This window comes from uncultured Salegentibacter sp., from assembly GCF_963972535.1.
GTDB lineage: Bacteria > Bacteroidota > Bacteroidia > Flavobacteriales > Flavobacteriaceae > Salegentibacter.
On the sequence record NZ_CAXAVR010000007.1, the window covers coordinates 21,742 to 44,077 of the forward strand.

A 22,336-nucleotide genomic window follows, 5' to 3' on the forward strand; every position below is an offset into this window, starting at 1 on the left:
TTTTAAATCTGTGAGGTTTAATTTATAAAAATCAGGAAAAATTACTTCACCTGGTATCTCCAACCGTGCTTATCTTCAGCCTGGTTATATTGAATTTTCATTAGGCGGTCTTTAAAAGATTTTCCGTAGGAATCTTCCATTTTTGGCAGTTCAAATTTTTCGTCTTTATATCCAAAACCGGCAATAGGGTTAATAACTGTCGCGGTCCCTGAACCAAAGATCTCTTTTAGCTCACCTTTCCTTGCGGCTTCAACGATTTCTGAAACTGGAACTCTTCTAATTTCAACCTCAATATTCATATCTTTTGCGAGATCTATCACGCATTTTCTTGTAACTCCATCTAAAATTCTATCGCTGGTAGGAGCAGTAATAAGTTTATCTCCAATTCTAAAGAAAATATTCATTGTTCCAGCTTCCTCAAGGTAATCATGCGTATTAGCATCGGTCCAAATTATTTGCTGAAACCCGGCTTCTTTAGCAAGATTGGTAGGGTAAAACTGCGCGGCATAATTCCCGGCAGCTTTGGCAGCTCCAACACCACCATCGGCAGCACGGCTGTATTTTTCTGAAAACTGAACTCTTACTTCGCCGCTATAATAAGCCTGGGCGGGAGAACAAATAATCATAAATTTATATTTTGTTGCAGGATTGGCAGAAACGCATTCCTCGGTAGCAATTACAAACGGACGAATGTACAGCGAGTTCCCAAAACCTTTCTTTATCCAATCCTTATCCAATTTTAGTAATTCTTCCAATCCTTGGAAGAAATATTCTTTTGGAAATTCAGGAATTGCCAATCTGGCGCTGGATTTATTTATTCTTTTATAATTTTCTTCAGGTCTAAAAAGCCAAATTTGGTCTTCATCGTCTTTGTAGGCTTTCATTCCTTCAAAAACTGCTTGCCCATAATGAAATACTTTAGCCGATGGATCCAGTTGTATTGGCCCATAAGGTGTAATTTTAGGGGTTTGCCACTGGCCATTTTCATAATCACATACAAACATATGATCGGTGAAAATTTCGCCAAAAACCAGGTTTTCAAAATTTACCTCTTCAATCTTAGATTTTTGGACTTTATTAATTTCAAGCTGGTTAGTATCGTATTTCATTATCATTAATTTAGTTAACAAATTTACCTAAATTAAAACAGAATCAAAATCTAAAGTTTTGGTAAATTTGTTTACCTGCAAGGTTTTAACTAAAAATAGGAAAATGAAAAAATTCGCCGCTATATTGGCTTTATCCTTAATATTTATAGGCTGTAAAAATGAAAAATCTAATAAAGAGACAGAAGTTGTAGCTGAAAAGAATACTACTTCCTATAATTCTTTTGGAGCCGAAATAAACTCAGAAAGTGCTATTTCTGCCAGCGAAGCTCTTAATAAATTCAATTCCCTAAAACCCGGTGATACTTTAGATTTAAAATTTACTTCAAAAATCAATAATGTTTGTAAAAAGAAAGGTTGCTGGATGATTTTAGAACTTCCTGAAGGGGAAGATGTAAGAGTAACTTTTAAAGATTATGGATTTTTTGTACCCAAAGACAGCGAAAATACCGATGTGATTGTAGAAGGAAAAGCTTTTATAAACCAAATGTCTATTGAAGATCAAAAACATTATGCCGAGGATGAAGGGAAATCTGAAGCAGAAATAGCAGCAATTACTTCCCCTGAGGTTTCCAGGGCGTTTATTGCGAATGGAGTACTTTTAAAGGAATAATGTGGAAAGAAAGATTATAAAAACCGGCGATGGCTCGGTTACTATTCATTTAAGCGAATGGGATGAGCAATACCACTCCAAACACGGTGCAATACAGGAAGCCCGGCACGTTTTTATAAAAATGGGCCTGGAATACTGGGTTGGACTAAATAAGGAAAAAAATCCCGCTATTTTGGAAATTGGTTTTGGTACCGGCCTAAATGCGTTTATTACTTTTTTGGAAGCTCAAAAGCTTCAGCTAAAGATAGACTACACTGGGGTAGAAGCTTATCCCGTTTCAACTTCTGAAATAAAAGCCCTGAATTATGCCGAAATGCTTTCCGCAGAAAATCAAATAGAAACTTTTCAACGCATGCACGAAATTCCGTGGAATAATAAAGTAGATATTTCAGAAAATTTTCAGCTTGAAAAACAACAGAAGCGCTTTGAAGAAATTGAAGATATTAACAAATATAATTTAGTGTTTTTTGATGCCTTTGGTGCCAGGGTTCAACCCGAATTGTGGACAGAAGATATTTTTGCCAGAATGTTTGCTGCGATGAAAAGTAACTCGGTTTTAGTTACTTATTCGGCAAAAGGCAGTGTAAGAAGAGCTATGCAAACTGCAGGTTTTATAGTTGAAAGGCTTCCCGGGCCTCCAGGTAAACGAGAAATGTTAAGAGCATTAAAAAAGTAGGCTATTTTGCTGTTAAATAGGTGATAAACTTTAGTTGAGGTTTATACTTGTTGCTATCTTGTAAAGAAAAATGCGAGTATTAATCACAGGAGCTACCGGCTTAATTGGATCTAAAATTAGTCGGTTGTGTCGGGAAAAAGGAATAGAAGTTCATTACCTCTCTACCAGTAAAGACAAGCTGGAAAACAAAACAGACTATAAGGGTTTTTATTGGAACCCTAACGAGAATGAAATAGACAGTAAGGCCATAGAAGGCGTTGATACTATAATAAATCTTGTAGGTGCCAGTATTGCAGAACGATGGACGCCAGAACAAAAGAAGAAAATTTTAAAGAGCCGTACCGAAACGGCAAATTTACTTTACACTTGTTTACAGGAAAATGAGCACGAGGTAAAAAACCTGCTTTCAGCCAGTGCCATAGGTATTTACCCAAGTTCTCTAGAGAAATTATATACTGAAGAAGACCAGGGTGTAGATGATTCTTTTGTAGGAGAAGTGGTGGTAAAATGGGAAGAAGCTGTAGATAACTTTAAAGACCTGGGCATTGAAGTAGCTAAAATTAGAATAGGACTTGTTCTTGCTAAAAACGGCGGAATGCTCCAAAAATTAAAAGAACCCGTAAATTTTAATGTAGGCTCTCCATTGGGAAACGGGAAACAGTGGCAATCCTGGATTCATATAGACGATATTAGTGGAATATTTATGTTCGCTCTAGAAAAAGAGCTTACCGGCGTTTATAATGCTGTAGCACCAAATCCTGTTACTAATAAAGAACTGGTTAACGAAGTGGCCTCGCAAATGGGAAAACCGGTTTGGCTGCCTAATGTTCCTAAAGTAGCACTTAAATTAGTACTGGGAGAAATGTCCCGCCTGGTTTTGTCCAGTCAATTGGTGAGTAGTGATAAAATAGAACAGGAAGGTTATATTTTTAAGTATGTAAACCTCTCTAAAGCCCTGGAAGATTTAATTTAGGGTTACTGAAGTTTTTAAACATTAAAAAAGGCTGCCAAATTTGGCAGCCTTTTTTTTGTATTCAAATCTTGAATCTTCTTAAGCTTTATTAGCTTTAAGGTTAACTTTTAAAGTAATATCGTCACTTACAAAGTTGTCTCCAAGTCCATCAAAAACAGATTTAGAACCAAAATTCACATTCCAGTTTGTTCTGTCTATAGTGAATTCTTCACTGGTGATTTCAATACTATCATCAGATTGGTTAATGCTAACCGGGAAAGTAACATTTTTTGTTTCCTCTTTTATTGTAAGGTTACCAGATAACATTTTCTGTCCGTTTTCTTCAGTAATTTCCGTTACTTCAAAAGTAGCTTCAGGATATTTTGTAGCGTTAAAGAAATCTCCTTCTTTACCTTCTACAGTTCCCATTAAATGAGCTTCAAGATCTTTTTTATCGTCTCCCTCAAGATCGGTTACATTAATAGACTGCATATTAATAACGAAATTTCCGCTTTCAATAATGCTGTCATTAGCACTAAAAGTACCTTCAGCAAGTTTAATAGTACCAGTATGCTCACCTGTAGGTTTGCTACCTTTCCACTCAATAGTAGAAGCCGAAGTATCTACTGAAAATTCCATAGCTTCAGCTTGAGCAGTAGCTGCATCTTTAGCTTCAGAAGTTTCTGCTTTATTTTTATCGTTTTTACATCCTACAACCGCAGTTAAAATAGCTGCAATTACAAAAGTGCTTAAAATTGATTTTCTCATTTGTGTTAAAATTTAGTTTTATTTTAGTCTGCAAAATTACATAAACTTCATACACCCTAATGCTAAATATTTACTAAATAATTTTAAGAATTATTGGGTAGTGACATTTTGACACCGAATCATAATTGGCAATGATTTTGACCCGTTGAGGCTGTATTAAAATGCATAAAAATGAGCAACAAGAAAGAAGATATAAGAGAAGAGCAACAGGACCAACCTGTTAAAGATCAAATTGAAGATGCTATAGATGAAGCTATAGACGAGGTAGAAGGTGAAAAGGAAAACGAGGATAACAATGACGACTCGCCCGAATTTACTGAGGAAGAAAAGCTAAAAGAAGATCTTCAGAAAGAAAAAGATAAATTTTTACGTCTTTTTGCAGAGTTTGAAAATTACAAAAGAAGAACTTCTAAAGAGCGTTTAGAGCTTTTTAAAACTGCCAACCAGGAGGTAATGACCGCCATGTTGCCAGTTTTAGATGATTTTGACAGGGCTTTAAAAGAAATTGGAAAATCTGGTGATAAAAATTTAGTACAGGGCGTAGAACTTATTCACAATAAATTTAAGGAAACGCTTAACAGTAAAGGGCTTGAGGCAATGAATGTAAAAGAAGGCGATGCCTTTGATTCTGAAATTCACGAAGCTATTACCCAAATACCAGCACCTAAAGACAAGCTTAAAGGCAAGATAGTTGATGTAGTAGAGCGAGGTTACAAATTGGGAGATCGTATTATTAGGTATCCAAAGGTTGTAACCGGCAAATAAAAGCTTTTTTAGAATTCGCAAAACGAGACCATGAAAGAAGATTATTACGACATATTAGGCATTAGTAAAAATGCTTCAACCGCCGAAATAAAGAAAGCATACCGAAAAATGGCCATTAAGTATCACCCAGATAAGAATCCGGGAGATGCTGAGGCTGAAGAAAAGTTTAAAAAATCGGCTGAAGCTTACGAAGTACTTAGCAATGAAGATAAACGAGCCCGTTACGACAGGTTTGGCCACCAGGCATTTGAAGGTGGCGGCGGAGGCGGAGGCTTCGGCGGAATGGATATGGACGATATATTCAGCCAGTTTGGAGACATCTTTGGAGGTGGCTTCAGCGGTGGCGGAGGCTTCTCTGGTTTTGGTGGCGGTTTTGGCGGTGGCCAAAGACGTGCTAAAGGAAGCAACCTTAGAATTAGGGTGAGTCTTACTTTAGAAGAAATTGCTAATGGTGCCGAGAAAAAGATTAAGGTAAAAAGAAAAGTCCAGGCTCCCGGTACCACTTATAAAACATGTACCACCTGTAAAGGTACAGGCCAGGTAACTCGTGTAACCAATACTATATTAGGAAGAATGCAAACTGCATCGCCTTGTACAGCTTGTAGCGGTTCGGGACAGATTATAGACCATAGACCGCCAGAGGCTGATGCGCACGGATTGGTACAAAAAGAAGAAACTGTTTCTATTAAAATCCCATCTGGGGTTGAAGACGGAATGCAGTTAAAAGTTGCCGGAAAAGGAAACGATGCTCCGGGAAATGGAGTTCCAGGAGATTTGTTGGTAGCTATTGAAGAAAAAGAGCACCATAGCCTGCAGCGTGAAGGAGATAACCTGCATTACGATTTGTACATTAGTTTGTCTGAAGCTGTTTTAGGTTCTTCAAGAGAAATAGATACCGTAACCGGAAAAGTGAGAATAAAGGTTGAAGAAGGAGTACAATCTGGAAAAATTCTTAGACTTAGAGGAAAAGGAATTGGAAATCTTAACGGCTACGGCAAAGGGGATTTATTGGTCCATGTAAATGTTTGGACCCCGAAAAATTTAAATAAAGAACAACGCGATTTCTTTGAGAAAATGGCTGAAGACGAGAACTTCCAGCCGAATCCGGAGAAAAGTGATAAGTCATTCTTTGAAAAAGTTAAAGATATGTTTTCTTAGAACCCCGGTTTTAAGAAAAAATTTATATATTTGATTATCACTAAGTCTTTTAGTGATAATTTTTCTTTTTCATAGCAATTTTTTTCCCATCCTTAATTTATTAAGGGTGGGTTTTGTTTTTTAGAGCAATCTGGAAAGTTATAATTTCTTCTTAATCCAAAACATCTCTCGGGTGATTTCAATATATTTACTCGATAATGAAGATTAACATTAGCCATAATTGCCCGGAAAATTAAACAGCTGTTTGCTATGAATGCCCGGTGAATTATCTCTCGAGCTATTTTATTTTTTTTACCAACACTTTTATATGGAAAATCTTTTAGTAGCAGAAAATATCTACAAACAATTTGGCAATTTTACTGCACTAAATAATGTCTCAATAGCCATTCCGCGTGGTAGTATTTTTGGTCTTTTAGGCCCTAATGGTGCAGGAAAAACCACTTTGCTACGTATAATTAACCAAATTACCATGCCAGATAAGGGCCAGGTTTATCTAGACGGCAAACCTTTACAGCCCAATGATATTGCGCATATTGGTTACCTGCCGGAAGAACGCGGACTTTATAAATCTATGAAAGTTGGGGAGCAGGCACTTTACCTGGCTCGATTAAAAGGACTTTCTAAAGCTGAAGCCAAAGAACGCCTGGAATACTGGTTTAAGAAATTACAAATTGAAGGATGGTGGGATAAAAAGATCCAGGAACTTTCTAAAGGGATGGCGCAAAAAATCCAGTTTATTATCACCGTTTTACACAGGCCTAAGCTGTTAATTTTTGATGAGCCATTTAGTGGTTTTGATCCTGTAAATGCTGGTTTAATTAAGAACGAAATCCTTCAGCTTAAAGAAGAAGGAGCAACTATACTTTTTTCTACCCACCGAATGGAAAGTGTAGAAGAATTATGTGATTATATGGCTTTAATTCATTTGTCCAATAAATTATTAGACGGAAAAGTTTCAGAAATAAAACGGGAATATAAATCTAACACCTATGAAGTAGGTTTGGAAACAGAAAATGATACCGCTCTTTTAGCAGAATTAAAAGAAAAATTCGTAGTTGGTAATACTAATTTTAAAAGTATAAACGACGATCTTAAATTAACCATTCAGCTTAAAGAAGGTGAAACCCCTAACCAGTTATTAAATTATCTTCTTGCTAAAGCCAGGATAAATCATTTTGTAGAAGTTATTCCATCAGTAAACGATATTTTTATAAAAACCGTAACTCAACATGCGTAATTTAAAGCTTATTATTCAGCGGGAATATTTGGCGCGGGTAAGGAATAAAACCTTTATTATCATGACTTTTTTAAGTCCGCTAATTCTGGTTGGGATGTTCGCACTTATCGCTTATTTAAGTATGCTGAATAGCAGCGAACAACGTATTATTGGTTTGTATGATGAGACTGAAATGTTTGCTTCAGAATTTAAAGATCAGGAACAGGTTCAATATTTAGACCTTTCTGGAAAGAGCTTTAAAGAAGCAAAACAAATGGTTAATGAACAGGATTATTACGGGCTTATATATATTCCTGAAAATATTAATAGAGATCTGCAAGGCGTTCAGTTTTTTGGAAAAGAATCTCCCGGTTTAGGAACTATCCAGGCTATAGAAAAAACCATTGCCGACAGGCTTACACGCGAAGAACTTATTGAGCGAGGTATTGATGTAAACCAATTAAACGAAGCTAAAACCGAGGTAAGGATAGAAATCCAGAATTTCTCTGGAGAGCGTACTTCCAAAATGTCTAATTATATAAAAATGTTTTTTGGTGGCGCTGCGGGTTATTTATTAATGATGTTTATTATCATTTATGGTAATATGGTAATGCGCAGTGTTATTGAGGAAAAAACAAATAGAATTATTGAAATTATTGTTTCTTCAGTAAAACCCATTCAACTTATGATGGGAAAAGTTTTAGGTACCTCTTTGGCCGGAATTACGCAATTCACCATTTGGGTATTATTAGCTGGAGTTTTAGCAATGACTTCTTTTTACGTGTTAGGTATAGATATTTTTACCGTTCAAAAATCTCAATTAAAAACCGTAGAGCAAATTGCACAACCCGAAATTACCCAGTTGGTAATGGATGTACTTAATTTGCCAATTCTAAGTTTAATTATATTTTTCCTCATTTATTTTATTGGAGGCTATTTCCTTTACAGTTCTATTTACGCGGCTATTGGTGCGGCGGTAGATAGTGAAACCGATACCCAACAATTTATGTTTCCGGTAATTCTACCTTTAATGTTAGGCATTTATGTGGGTTTCTTTTCGGTAATAGAAAATCCGCATGGTACAGTTTCTACTATTTTTTCAATGGTGCCCCTTACTTCTCCAATAGTTATGTTAATGCGTATACCCTTTGGAGTGCCGTGGTGGGAACTCGCAATTTCTGTAGCACTTTTAATTATTACCAATTTTATAGTAATTTGGATAGCAGCTAAAATTTATAGGGTAGGAATTCTTATGTATGGTAAAAAAGCCAGTTACAAAGAACTATTCAAATGGCTCAAATATTAGGGAATGCAGGAACAGCAAAAATCAGAAACATCAGAGGCGATCTTAGAAGTGGTGGAAGAAGATATCTGGGGTAGTCTGGTGGACTTTTGGAATCTTATCCTTTTCAAATATGAGGTTAGTGGTACGCCAATAGAAATAACTGTAGGGCTTATTTTACTGGTAGTTATCGCATTTATTGTGACCAGTGTTGTTCTTAGGTTAATTAGATCTTTTATTACAAGTAAACTGGCCAAGGGAGACAAACAGAAGTTTATAAGCGTTTTTAAGTTTATAAAATATTTTGTCTATTTAGTGGTAATCTTAATCACCTTAAGCACTGCAGGAATAAATATTACCATACTTTTAACAGCTTCGGCTGCACTTTTTGTTGGTATAGGTTTAGCTTTACAAGAGCTCTTTCAGGATATTATTGGAGGGGTTTTTATAATTATAGATAAATCGCTCTTAGTTGGAGATGTTATTGAAATGGAAGGCAGGGTTGGCCGTGTTTTTGAAATTAAACTAAGAACCACCCGTGCCCTTACCAGGGATGATAAGGTGATGATTATTCCCAATCATAAATTTATTAGCGATGTAATTTATAATTATACCCAAAACCATGCAACTACGCGGGAAGGCGTTCAGGTTGGTGTGGCCTACGGGAGTGACACCCAAAAAGTAAAAGATATTTTGTTGAAATGTGCCAGTGAAAACGAAAGTATTGTGAAAAGCCCTGAAGCATTTGTTCTATTTGACGATTTTGGGGCATCTTCTTTAGTGTTTTCACTCCATTTTTATGTAACCGATAGCTTTGTAGACCCAAAAATTAAAAGTGAGCTTAGATTTAAAATAGATGAAGAATTTAGGAAAAATAACATCACAATTCCGTTTCCACAGCGAGATGTGCATTTTTATCCTACCCAAAACCTAACCCAAAATTTATCTAAAAATGATGAAGACCTTTAAAATTATGGCTTTCCTGTTGTTAGGAGCTGTAACTTTTCCGGCAACGTCCCAAACTACAGATTTAGCCCGAATAGAATATACCTATTTTCCGCAGTCAGATTCAGATAATTCATTTCGTAGATTTAGGACCTTTGTTAATTTACCTATTAAATTAAATGGAAAAGGAGCCTATTTAATTCCGGGAGTAGAATATAGAAACGTAAATTTTAAATATAAAAATAGCGAAGCTTTTACTACTAATAACCTGGATAGGTTTCAATCGTTTACCGGTAAAATAGGCTACACCTTTAAAATGAACGAGTTATGGCGTTTTGGCGCTGAGACCGGGGTGAAAATTGCTTCTAACTTCGCTACCAGCGAGTTGGTTAAGGACGATTTTATTTATACCGGGTCGGTTTATTTTATAAAAATTAAAGAAGATGAGCGTTACATAGAACCCTGGCGACTTATTTTAGGACTTAGTTATTCTACCACAACCGGGTTTCCGTTTCCATTGCCTGTAATAAATTATTACAAGCGTTTTGATGAAAAATGGTCTTATGGGCTCGGAATTCCGAAAACCAACCTCAAATATTATTTTAACGACAAACATGAAGTTCAGGGCTTTGTAACTTTAGATGGTTTTTTTGCCAATATTCAGCAAAACTTTAATCCTTATCCGCAAACAAATCCTGGAGCAAACCGGCTTGCAGAAAGTATGTCTATGACCATAGTTTTAAGCGGTTTGGGATACCAGTATAATATCACAGATAATATAGCATTTTATACCTATGCCGGTTATACGGTTATGAATGATATTAGATTAAGAGATAAAGACAGGGAAGACCTGTACACAATAGACGAAAACAATACATTCTACGCCCGTGGCGGCTTAAAATTTAGTATTTTATAATATGGCACGTATTTTATTAATAGAAGATGAAGCAGCAATTAGAAGGGTTTTAGTTAAAATCCTTACCGAAGAAAATGATAGTTATGAAGTTGAAGAAGCAGTAGATGGCCTGGAAGGAATTGAAAAAATAAAAGACGAAGATTTTGATCTTGTACTTTGTGATATTAAAATGCCCAAAATGGATGGAGTAGAAGTCCTGGAGGCCATCATGAAAATAAAGCCTGAAATTCCCGTGGTAATGATTTCTGGTCACGGAGATTTGGATACCGCCGTGAATACGATGAAAGTAGGCGCTTTTGATTATATCGCAAAACCACCAGATCTTAATAGACTGCTTAATACCGTTCGCAATGCGCTAGACCGCAAAGAGCTTGTTGTAGAGAATACACGGCTTAAGAAAAAAGTTAGCAAGAATTTTGAAATGGTAGGCCAATCAGAAGGGATTGAGCGTATTAAAGAACTTATTGAAAAAGTAGCTCCTACAGATGCCCGGGTGCTAATTACCGGGCAAAATGGTACAGGGAAAGAATTGGTGGCTCACTGGATACATCAAAAAAGTGAACGTTCTAAAGGGCCAATGGTAGAGGTGAATTGTGCTGCAATCCCTTCAGAATTAATAGAAAGTGAACTTTTTGGTCACGTAAAAGGGGCGTTTACTTCAGCGAATAAAGATCGTGCCGGTAAGTTTGAAGTTGCCAATGGAGGTACAATTTTTCTTGATGAAATTGGTGATATGAGTCTTTCGGCGCAAGCCAAAGTTTTACGAGCGCTTCAGGAAAATAAAATCTCTCGCGTGGGTAGCGGTAAAGACATTAAAGTAGATGTTCGGGTTGTTGCAGCAACCAATAAAGACTTAAAAAAAGAAATAGAAGACAAAAAGTTTAGGGAAGATTTATATCACAGGCTTGCGGTAATTTTAATAGAAGTACCGTCGCTAAACGAACGCCGGGAAGATATTCCTTTACTTATAGATTATTTTAGCGAAAAGATTTCTGCGGAACACGGTTCGGGTAAAAAAGAATTTACCGAAGATGCCTTAAAAACTCTTAAAGAATATGACTGGCGCGGAAACATACGTGAACTTCGTAATGTTGTAGAACGGCTCATTATTTTAGGAGGCGATAAAATTACAGAAGAAGACGTAAAACTCTTCGGCAGCAAATTTTAGAAAAATTTAATCGATTTTTTTCGGCGGCGGATTATATCTTAAAAAATACATGGTATCTCCGCTTGGGTGCTGCCATTCGTGGAATAATTCAAATCCAAATCGCTGATACACCAGTGCGTTTTTACGCATTCTGGTTTCAGCATATAGTGGAATTTGATATTCTATTGCCTGGCGGTAAAATTCGTCTTTCATTTCTTTACCAACCTGGGTATCTGCACCGCGAGATTCAGCCAAAATACCCCAGAACCAGCAGTAAAGATATTCCCCGGTTTGTGGGCGTTGCTTTTTAATATAATTCTGGTTTTTTACAATGCGATAAGCGTTTTTTATTCCGGTAACATTTAAAACCAAACCTATTTGGCTCCAAATATCTTTCAGGAAGTTATCGTCTTTTTTGCTGGTTTTAAATAAAATAGCAATTCCCATTCGGTTTTCAGAAATAATAAGAGCGTCTTTTTCAATCGCCTTCTCTACCATATGTGTGGCGAGATATTCAAAACGTTTGTGACGGTTACCTCCCTTTTTTACAATATCCATAGAGGACGGGATTTCCTTTAAAAGGCTGGTAACTTTGGTAATTATCTCTTCTTTTTCTGCTTTGTTCAAACTGCTATAATTTAGCGGCGAAGATATAAAATTTATCTTTTTTTAGGTTTAAAGTAAGTCGATTAAAATTCTGCAAATTCAAATACTTTTAAGGCATATTCTTTGTTATCACACAGGTAGCTAGAAATTGTTTCCTAAATTTTATAGAAACTATAAAGAATTAAAACAGAAGCTTCCAAAGGAATATTTATTTTAGCAGTCAAAACATGAAAATTTAAATCCTATTTTCCCGATGAAATTATACATTTTCGCCTTTTTTGGCCTTTTTCTTACACTAAATCTTAATGCACAGGCTCCTGAAACTAAAGAAGATTCTCTTAAAATTAGGGAGATATATTCTGCTGCGCTGGTAAATGGTAAAGCCTACAATTGGCTGGACCATCTTTCTAACAAAATTGGAGGTAGGTTATCGGGTTCGTTAAATGCGCAAAAAGCGGTAGAATATACTAAAACACAGTTAGAAGAACTTGGTCTTGATAAGGTTTGGCTACAACCGGTTATGGTTCCAAAATGGACGCGTGGAGCTCGTGAACACGCTTATATACAAACCGGCCCGGGAATGACTACAGAAGTAAATATAACAGCTCTTGGGGGCTCTGTTGCCACTGCTACCGGCGGATTAAAAGCAAATGTGATAGAAGTGCAGGGAATTGAAGATTTAGAAAATTATAGAAATGAAATAAAGGGCAAAATTGTTTTTTATAATCGCGCAATGAATCCTGAACTTATTCAAAATTTTGAGGCATACGGCGGGTGTGTAGATCAGCGTTATTCGGGGGCAAAAGCTGCTGCTAAATACGGTGCTGCTGGGGTAATTGTACGTTCTTTAAGTCATAAAATAGATGAAAACCCACATACGGGTTCAATGAGCTATGGCGATTTACCAAATAGTAAACGAATTCCAGCTGCGGCGATTAGTACTAAAGATGCCGAATATCTTTCGGGAATCTTAAAGTTGAAAAAAGATCTGGAATTTTATTTTAAATTGAGTTCAGAAAATCACGGGGAAGTACAATCTTACAATGTAATTGGGGAAATAACAGGTAGCGAATTTCCAGAAGAAATTATGGTAGTTGGCGGTCACCTGGATTCCTGGGATTTGGGAGATGGTTCTCACGATGATGGTGCGGGTGTAGTTCAATCTATGGAGGTTTTGCGCTTATTTAAGGAAACCGGCTATAAACCTAAAAGAACCATTAGAGTGGTGCTTTTTATGAATGAAGAAAACGGTTTACGCGGCGGGAATAAGTATGCCGATGTTGCACATAGTAAAAACGAAAATCACATTTTTGCTTTAGAAAGTGATGCCGGAGGATTCACTCCTCGCGGATTTTCTTTTGAAGCCGATGATGCTCAATTTGCGCAAATTGAAAGTTGGAAACCACTTTTTGAACCTTATCTAATTCATTATTTTGAAAAAGGTGGAAGTGGAGCCGATATTGGTCCTTTGAAAAAGGGAGATATTGTGCTTGCGGGGTTAAGACCAGATTCACAAAGATATTTTGATCATCATCACGCGGCAACTGATACTTTTGAGCATGTAAACAAACGCGAGCTGGAACTTGGAGCTGCTACCATGACCTCATTGATCTATTTAGTAGATAAGTATGGAATAAAGCGCATTAATCTGGAAAAAGATCAGAAACTTTAGATTTAAAATTTAATTATTCTTTATCGCAATTTAAATTTTAGAGCAGCAAAATCCTACTATCTTTGCCGCCTAAAATTATGTTTTGCAGCTAAGCGCCTACACACAAGAATTCAGCAAAAATTTAAATATTGCCTTTCCCGTAATGCTCGGGCAATTAGGCCATGTATTAGTTGGGCTGGTAGATAATTTAATGATTGGCCAATTAGGGCCGGCACCACTAGCGGCGGTTTCCCTGGGAAATTCGCTGGTTTTTATAGCCCTCTCTTTAGGAATTGGTTTTTCTTTTGCCATTACACCTTTAATTGCTGAAGCCGATGGCGCGCAGGATATAAACAAGGGCAGAAGCTATTTTCACCACGGGGTAATTTTATGTACTATTAATGGGATTCTTCTTTTTCTCACTTTACTCGTAGCGAAACCTGTATTATACTATTTAGATCAACCGCCAGAGGTGGTAGAACTTGCCATTCCCTATCTTAATATTGTGGCGTTTTCAATGATTCCGTTAATGATTTTCCAGGCATTTAAGCAATTCGCTGACGGACTCTCGCAAACAAAATATGCCATGTATGCCACTTTAATTGCTAACGTGGTAAACGTGATTTTTAATTACCTCTTAATCTACGGAATCTGGATATTTCCAAGGTTGGAGCTGGAAGGTGCAGCAATAGGTACATTAATCTCCCGTTTCTTTATGTTATGGTTTGTTTGGGAAATTTTGAGACGAAAAAAGAAATTTGCCGAATACTTTAAATGGGGAAAAAAGGAATCTCTAAACTCCGATGTTTTTAAAAGATTATTAAACCTCGGTTTTCCAACGGCCCTGCAAATGCTGTTTGAAGTTGGGATTTTTACCGCTACCGTCTTCCTTGCCGGTTTGTTGGGTACTAATCCACAAGCGGCAAATCAAATTGCTTTGAATCTCGCTTCAATGACTTTTATGATCGCGGTTGGACTTGGAGTTACAGCTACTATTAGAGTAGGAAATCAAAAAGGTCTTGCTAATTTTAAAGATTTACGCAGAATTGCATTTTCAACATTTCTGCTGGTATTTTTAATAGAAGCAGTATTTGCTTTAGGCTTTATTCTGCTTAAAGATTGGCTGCCTACATTTTATATAGATAATGCCGAGGTGATTTTACTTGCTGCACAATTGTTAGTGGTAGCTGCGTTATTTCAGCTTAGTGATGGTTTGCAGGTGGTTATTCTTGGGGCTTTAAGAGGGCTTCAGGATGTGAAAATTCCTACGGTAATTTGTTTTATTTCTTACTGGATTATTGGCTTTCCTGTTTCCTGGTATTTTGGCAAAGCCGAAAATCTTGGAAGCATGGGAATCTGGCTTGGGCTCCTTGCCGGGCTCTCTGTTTCGGCATTAATGTTGTACATTCGATTTAACTATTTAACAAAAAAACTTATTTTGCAAGAGTCTATTCTTGTTCAATCAAAAATATAATTATGGATTTCCCTAAATTTCTTCTCGGTGATAATACTGACTATCCCACTGCTATCTTCGTAATACATACCGAATTCCCACGATTTATCATTAATCTCGAGAACGATGAAGTAGAATGGCTGGAAGAATTTGACCAGCACGATGAAGAAGAACTTGAAAATGAAACCGAAAACCTTATTAAAGAAGCTTCAGAATTTTACGATAGGGAAATTGCAAGATACGAGGACGATTAATGGAGAAATTAATAGAGTTAGATCATAAATTATTTCTTTGGCTAAATAACCTGGGTAATGAAACCTGGGATTGGCTTTGGCTGCTCATTACCGATAAATGGACAGCTATCCCGTTATACGCTTTACTTTTATTCCTAATTTTTAGGAAATTCGGTTTTAAATCAAGCCTGGTCACGGTGGTATTTATAACTTTATTAATTACCGCTACAGATCAATTAGGAAATGTTTTTAAAGACGCTTTTGAACGTTTAAGGCCCTGCCGGCAGGAAGGTATTATGGAATATGCCCGTTTTGTGGCAGTTCGTTGCGGATCTTATGGTTTCTTTTCAGCACACGCTTCTAACTCGATGGGCGTTGCTATTTTTCTTGGATTATTATTTAGAAAAGTCTTTCCTAAAATGATATTCTGGTTAGTTGCCTGGGCTTTTTTGGTAGCTTATAGTCGGGTTTATCTTGGAGTGCATTATCCGGGAGATATACTTGTAGGAATGTTGATTGGTGGGCTATTAGGCTTTATTTTCTATAAACTTCACGAATGGGCACAGCAGAAAATTTTCAAAAAGAATTAATCCAGATTTTCAAACTTTTCAATTAATAAATCGGCTGCGGCGAACGCGGTTATCTTATTATTTTCTATAGCTTTTAATTGAATTTCTAACTCCTCTTTCATCACAGGATTTTGGTAAAAGCGGTTTTTTAGGTGTTCATTTATAGTTTGTAGAAGCCAGAATTTATTCTGCTCTTTTCTGTTTTTCAGGAAAAAACCATTTTCTTTTCCTAGCTTTTCAAATTCTTTAATAAGTTCCCAAACACTATCAATTCCCGTTTGCTTTAAAGCGCTGCTAAGAGCAACTTTCGGTTTCCAGCCGCTTTCTTTGCTTGGGTAAAGTTGCAGCGCACGGTTAAACTCCAGTTTTGCCTCCCTTGCAGCTTTTATATTGTCTCCGTCAGCTTTATTAATCACAATCGCATCGGCCATCTCTATAATTCCTCGTTTTATGCCTTGTAGTTCGTCTCCGGCTCCAACTAGTTTCAGCAATAAAAAGAAATCGGTCATACTGTGCACCGTGGTTTCGCTTTGGCCAACCCCAACGGTTTCAATTAGCACAACATCAAAGCCTGCAGCTTCACATAGAATAATACTTTCGCGGGTTTTTTTAGCTACACCACCAAGAGAAGAACCCGAAGCCGATGGCCGTATAAAAGCATTTTCTTCTTTTACAAGGTTTTCCATCCTGGTTTTATCACCTAAAATACTCCCGTGCGAAACACTACTACTGGGGTCTACCGCCAGTACCGCTACTTTTTTTCCCTGCTGAATTAAATAGGAGCCAAAACTTTCTATAAAAGTACTTTTGCCAACGCCGGGCACGCCTGTAATTCCAATTCGAATAGATTTTTGAGAATAGGGCAGGGCGCCTTCCAATAACTGTTGCGCCTTTTTTCTATGTGAAAATTGATTACTTTCTACCAAAGTAATTGCACGGCCTAAAGCAGTCTTATTTTCATTTAGAAGTTGCTGAAGCAAATCTTCTTCCTCAAATTTATTTTTTCGGGACGCTCTAATCTTTTGAGCTGATTTTGGATTCACATTCGCCGAGGCCGGCTTACTGCCAGATTCACTTAATGCCGATTCTTGGTTCTTCTTGCTCAAACTATACTTATTTATGACAAATTTATGAATTCGATCTTTGGGAGCCTTGTTTATGCTTGGTATATTCAGGCCTAATTAATATAACTTAAATAACGATGAAAAATTTGTATAAAACAACGGTAACTACAAAAGGAGCAAGAAAAGGCCACGCCAAAAGTGATGATGGAATATTGGATGTAAAATTAAGTATGCCAAAATCTATGGGCGGTGAAGGCGGAAATTATACCAATCCGGAGCAATTATTTGGAGCGGGGTATTCTGCTTGTTTTGGAGGTGCATTGCAACTCGCTGCTAAGAATCACGGTATAGATATAGATGAAAATGTTAGTGTGAGCGCAGTAGTAAAATTAGGTCTGACTGATGAGGAAGAAAATTTACAACTATCTGTAGTATTAGATTGCTATTTACCAGGTGTAGATGTTGAAACTGGTGAAAAAATTGTTAATGAAGCCCACGAGATTTGCCCTTATTCTCGAGCCACAAGAGACAATATAGATGTGACGCTTAATCTTTTAGTAGACGAAGATTAAGGTGAAATTTTTAAAATTTCGTTATCGTCATGCTGAACTTGTTTCAGCATCTAAGACTTTAAGAAATTAGACCCTGAAACAAGTTCAGGGTGACTTAAATTATAAACCTCACAGGATTTTCTGACCCTGTGAGGTTTAATTTTTTAGGCTTTTCCAGGTTTTATAGGAACACTCACCAAGGTTTCGGCCCAGGCCAGGTTTAAATTTATAAATTCATTTTCTTCATTAAAGGCAATGGTAAATTGCTCAATAGTTTTTTTTAAATCTTTGGTAGGAACTTCTAGTACCAGGGCATCAAACTCAGGATCACGATAAGCTTTTTCCTCCATATCAATTCCCCAGGGGTACATATTTTTATTAAAAATCACCTTCCAGGAATCTTCCATGGGGATGGTCCATAGGGTATATTTCCCGGCTTCTAAAAGTGAGCCATCTACCATTATATCTTTATTGGTTTCAAAAGTCGTGGCTTCGTTGGCACCGGTACGCCATACTTCATTATAAGGTACCAGTTCACCAAAAATTACCCGTTCTTTTTTATAAGGGCGGTTATAAAAGACTTCTATTTTTAAATCGCCCTGTGTATAATTTACGGTGGCTTCGGGACTATGAGCTTTAGTACTGTAGCGCATTATAAATACCAGTACAGCGGCCAATACAATAATAATTCCGCCAATCTTTAAAAACGTTTTTACCGGTTTTTTCATTATTAATTTATTTTGAAATACTACAGTTCAAAAAGCGTGCAAACTAATTTTTCAGACTTTAAAAAGGAAAAAACGTATTTTCAGCTACAAAATAACAGAAGCTTGCAACATTACAAAAATAGTTTCGTCTTTAAAGTACAACCAATCAAAGAAAATGATACAGCATCAATTAATAGAAGCCTGTAAAAACAAAGATCGCAGGGCCCAGCTGAAGCTCTACAATCAGTATTGCCAGGGAATGCATTATGTGGCCTTACGTTTTTTGAAAGACCCTTATGAGGCCGAAGACGCAATGCAGGAAGCTTTTATAAAAGCCTTTGCAAAACTGCAACAATTTACGGGGGAAGTTACTTTTGGCGCCTGGCTTAAGCGTATTGTAATTAATAAGTGTATAGATAAATTAAAAGCGAAAAAGCTGGAATTAGTCGCTATTAATGAACAGGTATTGAGCACAGCCGAAGAAGACGATAATTGGCAGGTAGACGATGGGATTGGAATGAAAGAAATAAAGCAAAGTATGGAAAAACTTCCCGAAAAATATAAATACCCTCTGATGCTGTTTTTAATGGAAGGCTATGACCACGAAGAAATATCAGAGATTTTAAATATTAGTCCGGTAGCCTCGCGGACTTTAGTGCACAGAGGTAAGAAAAAATTGCAAGAAGAATTAAAGACTATAAAAAATGGCACAGGATATTAGAGAAATGTTCAGGAATGAGAAGGAGCCCAAACCCAACACTTTACCCAAAGGGCACCAAAAGCGATTTGAAGGTCGCCTTGAGAAAGAATTTCCCGTAGAAAAGAAGAATAATACGTTCTTTTTTCTAAAGATCGCAGCGGTTTTAATTGTTGCGCTGGGCGTGGGATTCTTTTTTCTGAATTCAGGGGGAGATAATTTTACGAATGAGCCATCGGTAGCTGATACTCCAAATCAGGAAAATTCAGAAGAAAATGAAAATAAGCCGGGAACAACTGAAAATAATTTTCAGCTAAGTGAAGTTTCGCCAGAATTCAAGAAGATTGAAGATTATTATATGGCCAGTCTTAATATTGAACTTTCCAAAATCAATATTACACCCGCAAATAAAGCCCTTATAGATTCTTTTATGAACCAAATGGCTGAACTGGATAAGGAATACCAACGCTTAAATACAGAAATTAAAGAAGCCGGGCCAAACGAGCAAACCCTGGAAGCGATGATAGCGAATCTTCAGCTAAGACTGGATTTACTCTACAAGCTAAAAAGCAAATTAAAAGAAATTAAACAATCAAAAGACAACGAATATGAAAACTACGAGGTATAATTTAATAGTTGCGCTGCTGCTCTGCCTTCCGGTAACATTGAGCGCGCAAACAAAAAAGCTGGATAAAACTTATAAAACTTCCAGCGATGTAGAAGTGAAAATTGATGCCAGTCACACCAATATTATTGTAGATTACTGGGATAAAAATGAAGTGCGAATTGAAGCCTCTCTGGAAACGGGTGAAATTGAAAAAAGTGAAATAAAAGATATTCTTGCGGCCTGGAAACTCAATACTTTCGGAAATGCTTCAGAAGTAAATATTTCTTCAGGCGGAGGAATTCAGTGGAGCGGAGATATAGATCTTAGCGGTTTGGAAAAACCTCTGGCCAGCCTACCGCAGATGCTGGAGCCATTAATGAATAATTTGGTGACGCCTTTGATGCAAAGTATGGGCGAAAGTATGGGAGCACCGCTTCCGCCAGAATTCAGTGAAAAAATGGGCAATATCAAATTTGACTATGAAGCTTATAAAAAAGACGGTGACAAATACATTGCAAAATTTGAAAAACAAATAGAAGCGAATTTTGGAGAAGATTTTGAAAAAGATATGGAAAAATGGGCTTCTCAGTTTGAAAAAAATGCCGAGAAATGGGAGAAGAATTTTGAAATGAAGATGGAAATAAACAGTGAAGAGCTTGAAAAGTCTATGGAAAAATGGGCCGAAAGTTTTGGTAAAGATATGGAAGCCTGGGGCGAATCTTTTGGAGCGCAAATGGAAGCCCGTTTTGGTGAGGCAGAAAATGGAAAACCAAAAGTGATAGGTTTAAGTAATTCTAAGGCCAAAAAGACCATTAAGGTAAAAATGCCTAAAAATGCAAAGCTTAATCTTGAGGTACGCCACGGGGATGTGAACCTTTCGGGAACAACAAATAATCTTCACGCCGATCTTTCTCACAGTAAACTAACCGCCGATAGGATAAGTGGTAAAAATACCAATGTAGAGGCAGCTTACACGCCGGTGAACATCAACTATTGGACTTATGGAATAATGGATGCCAGGTATGTAAAAAACTTTAAAATTAAGAAGGTGAAAAGCATCAAATTAAGTTCCAATTCCAGTAATGTAAATATTGAGGAGCTGGAAGATACCGGCATTTTATCTGGAAATTTTGGGGAGTTGAATATCGCAAGAGTAGGAGCTAATTTTAAAAATCTAGATATTAATTTAGAGAATAGTGATCTGGAACTTGGCTTGCCTTCATCAGCTTTTAATTTTATATATAGTGGCACCCAGAGCGATATTAAACATCCTGGTTCTTTAAAGGTAACAAGTAGCGAATCTTACGATAATAAAAAACTCACGGGATTTCATAAAACTAAAGATTCTGGAGGGAATATTAGCATTAAAGCTAATTTTAGCGATGTCTTGTTAAATTAAATTTCAAGGTGTAATTTTAGCGATTCTTAAACGGCAAATCGTTTTAAAGATCGCTTATGGGAACCACAAATTTTTCTGAATTTCTTTCGCAGTTAACACCGGGGTTTACCCAGGTTCTGGATGTGAATTTAAAAGAAGAAGATTATATAATTATAGATTTATCTGAAAACAATGTAGAGCTCGGGAAAGTAGATATTTCTTCTTCCCGGGCTTTTTCTAATTATATAGCCGAATATTTAAATGCCTTCGGAAAAAAAGTGGCTTTTGGAGGCTATTCTGAAGTACGAAAACTTTATAAGAGAAGTGAACTTTTTACCACTTCTGAAGATGAAGATTCTAACAGGAATATACACTTAGGCCTTGATTTTTGGGCTGATGCATATACCGATGTTTTAGCGGTTTTAGATGGAAGAATTCATAGTTTTAACGATAATTCCAGTTTCGGAGATTACGGCCCAACCATAATTTTAGAACACAAATTTGAAGAAAAGAAGTTCTATTCTCTGTATGGTCATTTAAGTAAATGTTCATTAAACGGTCTTGTTCCGGGGAGTTTTGTGAAAAAAGGCGAAAAAATTGCTGAATTGGGAACACCCGAAGAAAATGGCGATTACGCACCACATTTACATTTTCAGATAATTGAAGATTTAGTTGAAAAAATTGGTGATTTCCCCGGGGTTACTTCCCGCCGGGAATTAGATTTTTATCTGCAAAACTGCCCAGATCCCAATTATTTGCTGAAATTGAAAAACTCCTGATTATTTTTTTCTTAAAACCAATGCAACAATAGCTGAGGTTACTACACCCATCATTAATGCACCGGCTATAGATTGGACTATATATGAGCTTAAGTTAAAATAAGCTTCAGCATCTTCCTGCTTCATAGCATTTCTTTCTACGCTGCTTTCTATAGCGTTTTCAAAGTATTCGGGAGAAATAAGATAGTGTGTAATTAGTTGGCCAATAGGAGAGAGTAAGGCAATAACAATACTTAAAATTACTCCCGAAACGAATCCCTGTCTCCAGCTCATTTTTCCGCGGAAAAAATTCTTTCTTTTATGGTGAATGGCAAAGAAGTAAATTGCTATTGCAATTAAGCCAAAAAAGTTGGTGTAAATAGCGTGTTTGGCAATTAGCACATCGTGCCAGCCCATGAGTTTCTCAAAATACATCCAAAGTAAAGATGCAGCGAAGAAAATTACGCCCCACTTTATTTCTATTTGGTAGTTTTTCATTTTTTTGATGATTGGTTGAA

General features: G+C 36.8%; 25 protein-coding genes. 19 read left to right on the plus strand and 6 right to left on the minus strand.

Annotated features, from left to right (window positions below):
* Positions 1-41: 41 nt before the first annotated feature.
* The gene (locus AACZ30_RS01940) at positions 42-1,109 is read right to left on the minus strand and encodes a branched-chain amino acid aminotransferase (protein WP_208224867.1); all 1,068 of its coding nucleotides are present in this window, start codon (positions 1,107-1,109) and stop codon (positions 42-44) included.
* A 103-nt stretch (positions 1,110-1,212) separates the two neighbouring features.
* Between AACZ30_RS01940 and AACZ30_RS01945 the strand changes: the two genes are divergently transcribed.
* From AACZ30_RS01945 to AACZ30_RS01955, 3 genes are all read left to right on the plus strand, one after another.
* Positions 1,213-1,719 (plus strand): DUF4920 domain-containing protein, encoded by a 507-nt coding sequence (locus AACZ30_RS01945; RefSeq protein ID WP_208224868.1) that lies wholly within the window; start codon positions 1,213-1,215, stop codon positions 1,717-1,719.
* A gap of 1 nt (position 1,720) precedes the next feature.
* Positions 1,721-2,395 (plus strand): tRNA (5-methylaminomethyl-2-thiouridine)(34)-methyltransferase MnmD, encoded by a 675-nt coding sequence (gene mnmD, locus AACZ30_RS01950; RefSeq protein WP_339647426.1) that lies wholly within the window; start codon positions 1,721-1,723, stop codon positions 2,393-2,395.
* Positions 2,396-2,465: 70 nt separating this feature from the next.
* The gene (locus AACZ30_RS01955) at positions 2,466-3,368 is read left to right on the plus strand and encodes a TIGR01777 family oxidoreductase (protein ID WP_208224870.1); all 903 of its coding nucleotides are present in this window, start codon (positions 2,466-2,468) and stop codon (positions 3,366-3,368) included.
* Between the two features lie 78 nt (positions 3,369-3,446).
* On the opposite strand, the gene AACZ30_RS01960 is transcribed toward AACZ30_RS01955, so the two are convergent.
* Positions 3,447-4,115 carry a YceI family protein gene (locus AACZ30_RS01960; protein ID WP_339647428.1) on the minus strand — a complete coding sequence of 223 codons (669 nt, stop codon included), beginning with the start codon at positions 4,113-4,115 and terminating at the stop codon, positions 3,447-3,449.
* 171 nt (positions 4,116-4,286) lie between these two features.
* On the opposite strand from AACZ30_RS01960, the gene AACZ30_RS01965 reads away from it, so the two are divergent.
* The 7 genes from AACZ30_RS01965 to AACZ30_RS01995 all read left to right on the plus strand — a co-directional run bounded on the left by AACZ30_RS01965 (position 4,287) and on the right by AACZ30_RS01995 (position 11,565).
* On the plus strand, positions 4,287-4,880 hold the full coding sequence (locus AACZ30_RS01965) for a nucleotide exchange factor GrpE (RefSeq protein ID WP_075326165.1): 594 nt from the start codon (positions 4,287-4,289) through the stop codon (positions 4,878-4,880).
* 30 nt (positions 4,881-4,910) lie between these two features.
* A complete protein-coding gene (gene dnaJ / locus AACZ30_RS01970) occupies positions 4,911-6,038 on the plus strand; it encodes a molecular chaperone DnaJ (RefSeq protein ID WP_075326166.1) in 1,128 nt (375 codons plus the stop codon).
* Between the two features lie 307 nt (positions 6,039-6,345).
* Positions 6,346-7,275, plus strand: a complete 930-nt coding sequence (locus AACZ30_RS01975; RefSeq protein ID WP_339647430.1) for an ATP-binding cassette domain-containing protein — start codon at positions 6,346-6,348, stop codon at positions 7,273-7,275.
* Entirely contained in the window at positions 7,268-8,560 is a 1,293-nt protein-coding gene (locus tag AACZ30_RS01980; protein ID WP_339647432.1) for an ABC transporter permease, read from the plus strand. The genes AACZ30_RS01975 and AACZ30_RS01980 overlap by 8 nt, the downstream gene beginning before the upstream one ends.
* A gap of 3 nt (positions 8,561-8,563) precedes the next feature.
* Complete coding sequence (locus AACZ30_RS01985; protein WP_339647434.1) at positions 8,564-9,505, plus strand: mechanosensitive ion channel domain-containing protein; 942 nt, start codon at positions 8,564-8,566, stop codon at positions 9,503-9,505.
* Positions 9,489-10,397: a DUF6268 family outer membrane beta-barrel protein gene (locus tag AACZ30_RS01990; RefSeq protein WP_339647436.1), complete on the plus strand. Its 909-nt coding sequence runs from the start codon at positions 9,489-9,491 to the stop codon at positions 10,395-10,397. The genes AACZ30_RS01985 and AACZ30_RS01990 overlap by 17 nt, the downstream gene beginning before the upstream one ends.
* A gap of 1 nt (position 10,398) precedes the next feature.
* Complete coding sequence (locus AACZ30_RS01995; RefSeq protein ID WP_339647438.1) at positions 10,399-11,565, plus strand: sigma-54 dependent transcriptional regulator; 1,167 nt, start codon at positions 10,399-10,401, stop codon at positions 11,563-11,565.
* Between the two features lie 6 nt (positions 11,566-11,571).
* Here AACZ30_RS01995 and AACZ30_RS02000 read toward each other — a convergent pair whose 3' ends face one another.
* On the minus strand, positions 11,572-12,171 hold the full coding sequence (locus AACZ30_RS02000; RefSeq protein WP_075326171.1) for a hypothetical protein: 600 nt from the start codon (positions 12,169-12,171) through the stop codon (positions 11,572-11,574).
* A 232-nt stretch (positions 12,172-12,403) separates the two neighbouring features.
* Here AACZ30_RS02000 and AACZ30_RS02005 point away from each other — a divergent pair, with 232 nt between their 5' ends.
* The 4 genes from AACZ30_RS02005 (at position 12,404) to AACZ30_RS02020 (ending at position 16,077) form a co-directional block, all read left to right on the plus strand.
* Positions 12,404-13,822, plus strand: a complete 1,419-nt coding sequence (locus AACZ30_RS02005) for a M20/M25/M40 family metallo-hydrolase (protein WP_339647440.1) — start codon at positions 12,404-12,406, stop codon at positions 13,820-13,822.
* An 82-nt stretch (positions 13,823-13,904) separates the two neighbouring features.
* A complete protein-coding gene (locus AACZ30_RS02010) occupies positions 13,905-15,275 on the plus strand; it encodes an MATE family efflux transporter (protein ID WP_208224877.1) in 1,371 nt (456 codons plus the stop codon).
* 2 nt (positions 15,276-15,277) lie between these two features.
* Positions 15,278-15,508, plus strand: coding sequence for a hypothetical protein (locus AACZ30_RS02015; RefSeq protein ID WP_075326174.1), 231 nt, complete (start codon positions 15,278-15,280; stop codon positions 15,506-15,508).
* Positions 15,508-16,077: a phosphatase PAP2 family protein gene (locus AACZ30_RS02020; protein WP_339647443.1), complete on the plus strand. Its 570-nt coding sequence runs from the start codon at positions 15,508-15,510 to the stop codon at positions 16,075-16,077. Before AACZ30_RS02015 ends, AACZ30_RS02020 begins: the two co-directional genes overlap by 1 nt.
* Here the strand turns inward: AACZ30_RS02020 and meaB are convergent.
* Positions 16,074-17,162: a methylmalonyl Co-A mutase-associated GTPase MeaB gene (gene meaB, locus AACZ30_RS02025; RefSeq protein WP_339647444.1), complete on the minus strand. Its 1,089-nt coding sequence runs from the start codon at positions 17,160-17,162 to the stop codon at positions 16,074-16,076. The genes AACZ30_RS02020 and meaB overlap by 4 nt on opposite strands.
* A 95-nt stretch (positions 17,163-17,257) precedes the next feature.
* Between meaB and AACZ30_RS02030 the strand changes: the two genes are divergently transcribed.
* Entirely contained in the window at positions 17,258-17,692 is a 435-nt protein-coding gene (locus AACZ30_RS02030) for an organic hydroperoxide resistance protein (protein WP_075326177.1), read from the plus strand.
* Positions 17,693-17,835: 143 nt separating this feature from the next.
* Here the strand turns inward: AACZ30_RS02030 and AACZ30_RS02035 are convergent, their stop codons facing one another.
* The gene (locus AACZ30_RS02035; protein ID WP_339647447.1) at positions 17,836-18,399 is read right to left on the minus strand and encodes a DUF2911 domain-containing protein; all 564 of its coding nucleotides are present in this window, start codon (positions 18,397-18,399) and stop codon (positions 17,836-17,838) included.
* A gap of 154 nt (positions 18,400-18,553) precedes the next feature.
* On the opposite strand from AACZ30_RS02035, the gene AACZ30_RS02040 reads away from it, so the two are divergent.
* From AACZ30_RS02040 to AACZ30_RS02055, 4 genes are read left to right on the plus strand one after another with little or no spacing between them, the layout of a single operon-like run.
* On the plus strand, positions 18,554-19,099 hold the full coding sequence (locus AACZ30_RS02040) for an RNA polymerase sigma factor (RefSeq protein WP_339647449.1): 546 nt from the start codon (positions 18,554-18,556) through the stop codon (positions 19,097-19,099).
* Positions 19,083-19,703: a hypothetical protein gene (locus AACZ30_RS02045; protein WP_339647451.1), complete on the plus strand. Its 621-nt coding sequence runs from the start codon at positions 19,083-19,085 to the stop codon at positions 19,701-19,703. Before AACZ30_RS02040 ends, AACZ30_RS02045 begins: the two co-directional genes overlap by 17 nt.
* On the plus strand, positions 19,684-21,081 hold the full coding sequence (locus AACZ30_RS02050; RefSeq protein WP_339647453.1) for a hypothetical protein: 1,398 nt from the start codon (positions 19,684-19,686) through the stop codon (positions 21,079-21,081). The genes AACZ30_RS02045 and AACZ30_RS02050 overlap by 20 nt, the downstream gene beginning before the upstream one ends.
* Positions 21,082-21,137: 56 nt before the next feature.
* Entirely contained in the window at positions 21,138-21,839 is a 702-nt protein-coding gene (locus AACZ30_RS02055; protein WP_339647455.1) for a peptidoglycan DD-metalloendopeptidase family protein, read from the plus strand.
* Here the strand turns inward: AACZ30_RS02055 and AACZ30_RS02060 are convergent, their stop codons facing one another.
* On the minus strand, positions 21,840-22,316 hold the full coding sequence (locus AACZ30_RS02060; protein WP_339647457.1) for a DUF4199 domain-containing protein: 477 nt from the start codon (positions 22,314-22,316) through the stop codon (positions 21,840-21,842). It lies immediately after the preceding gene.
* Between the last annotated feature and the right edge of the window lie 20 nt (positions 22,317-22,336).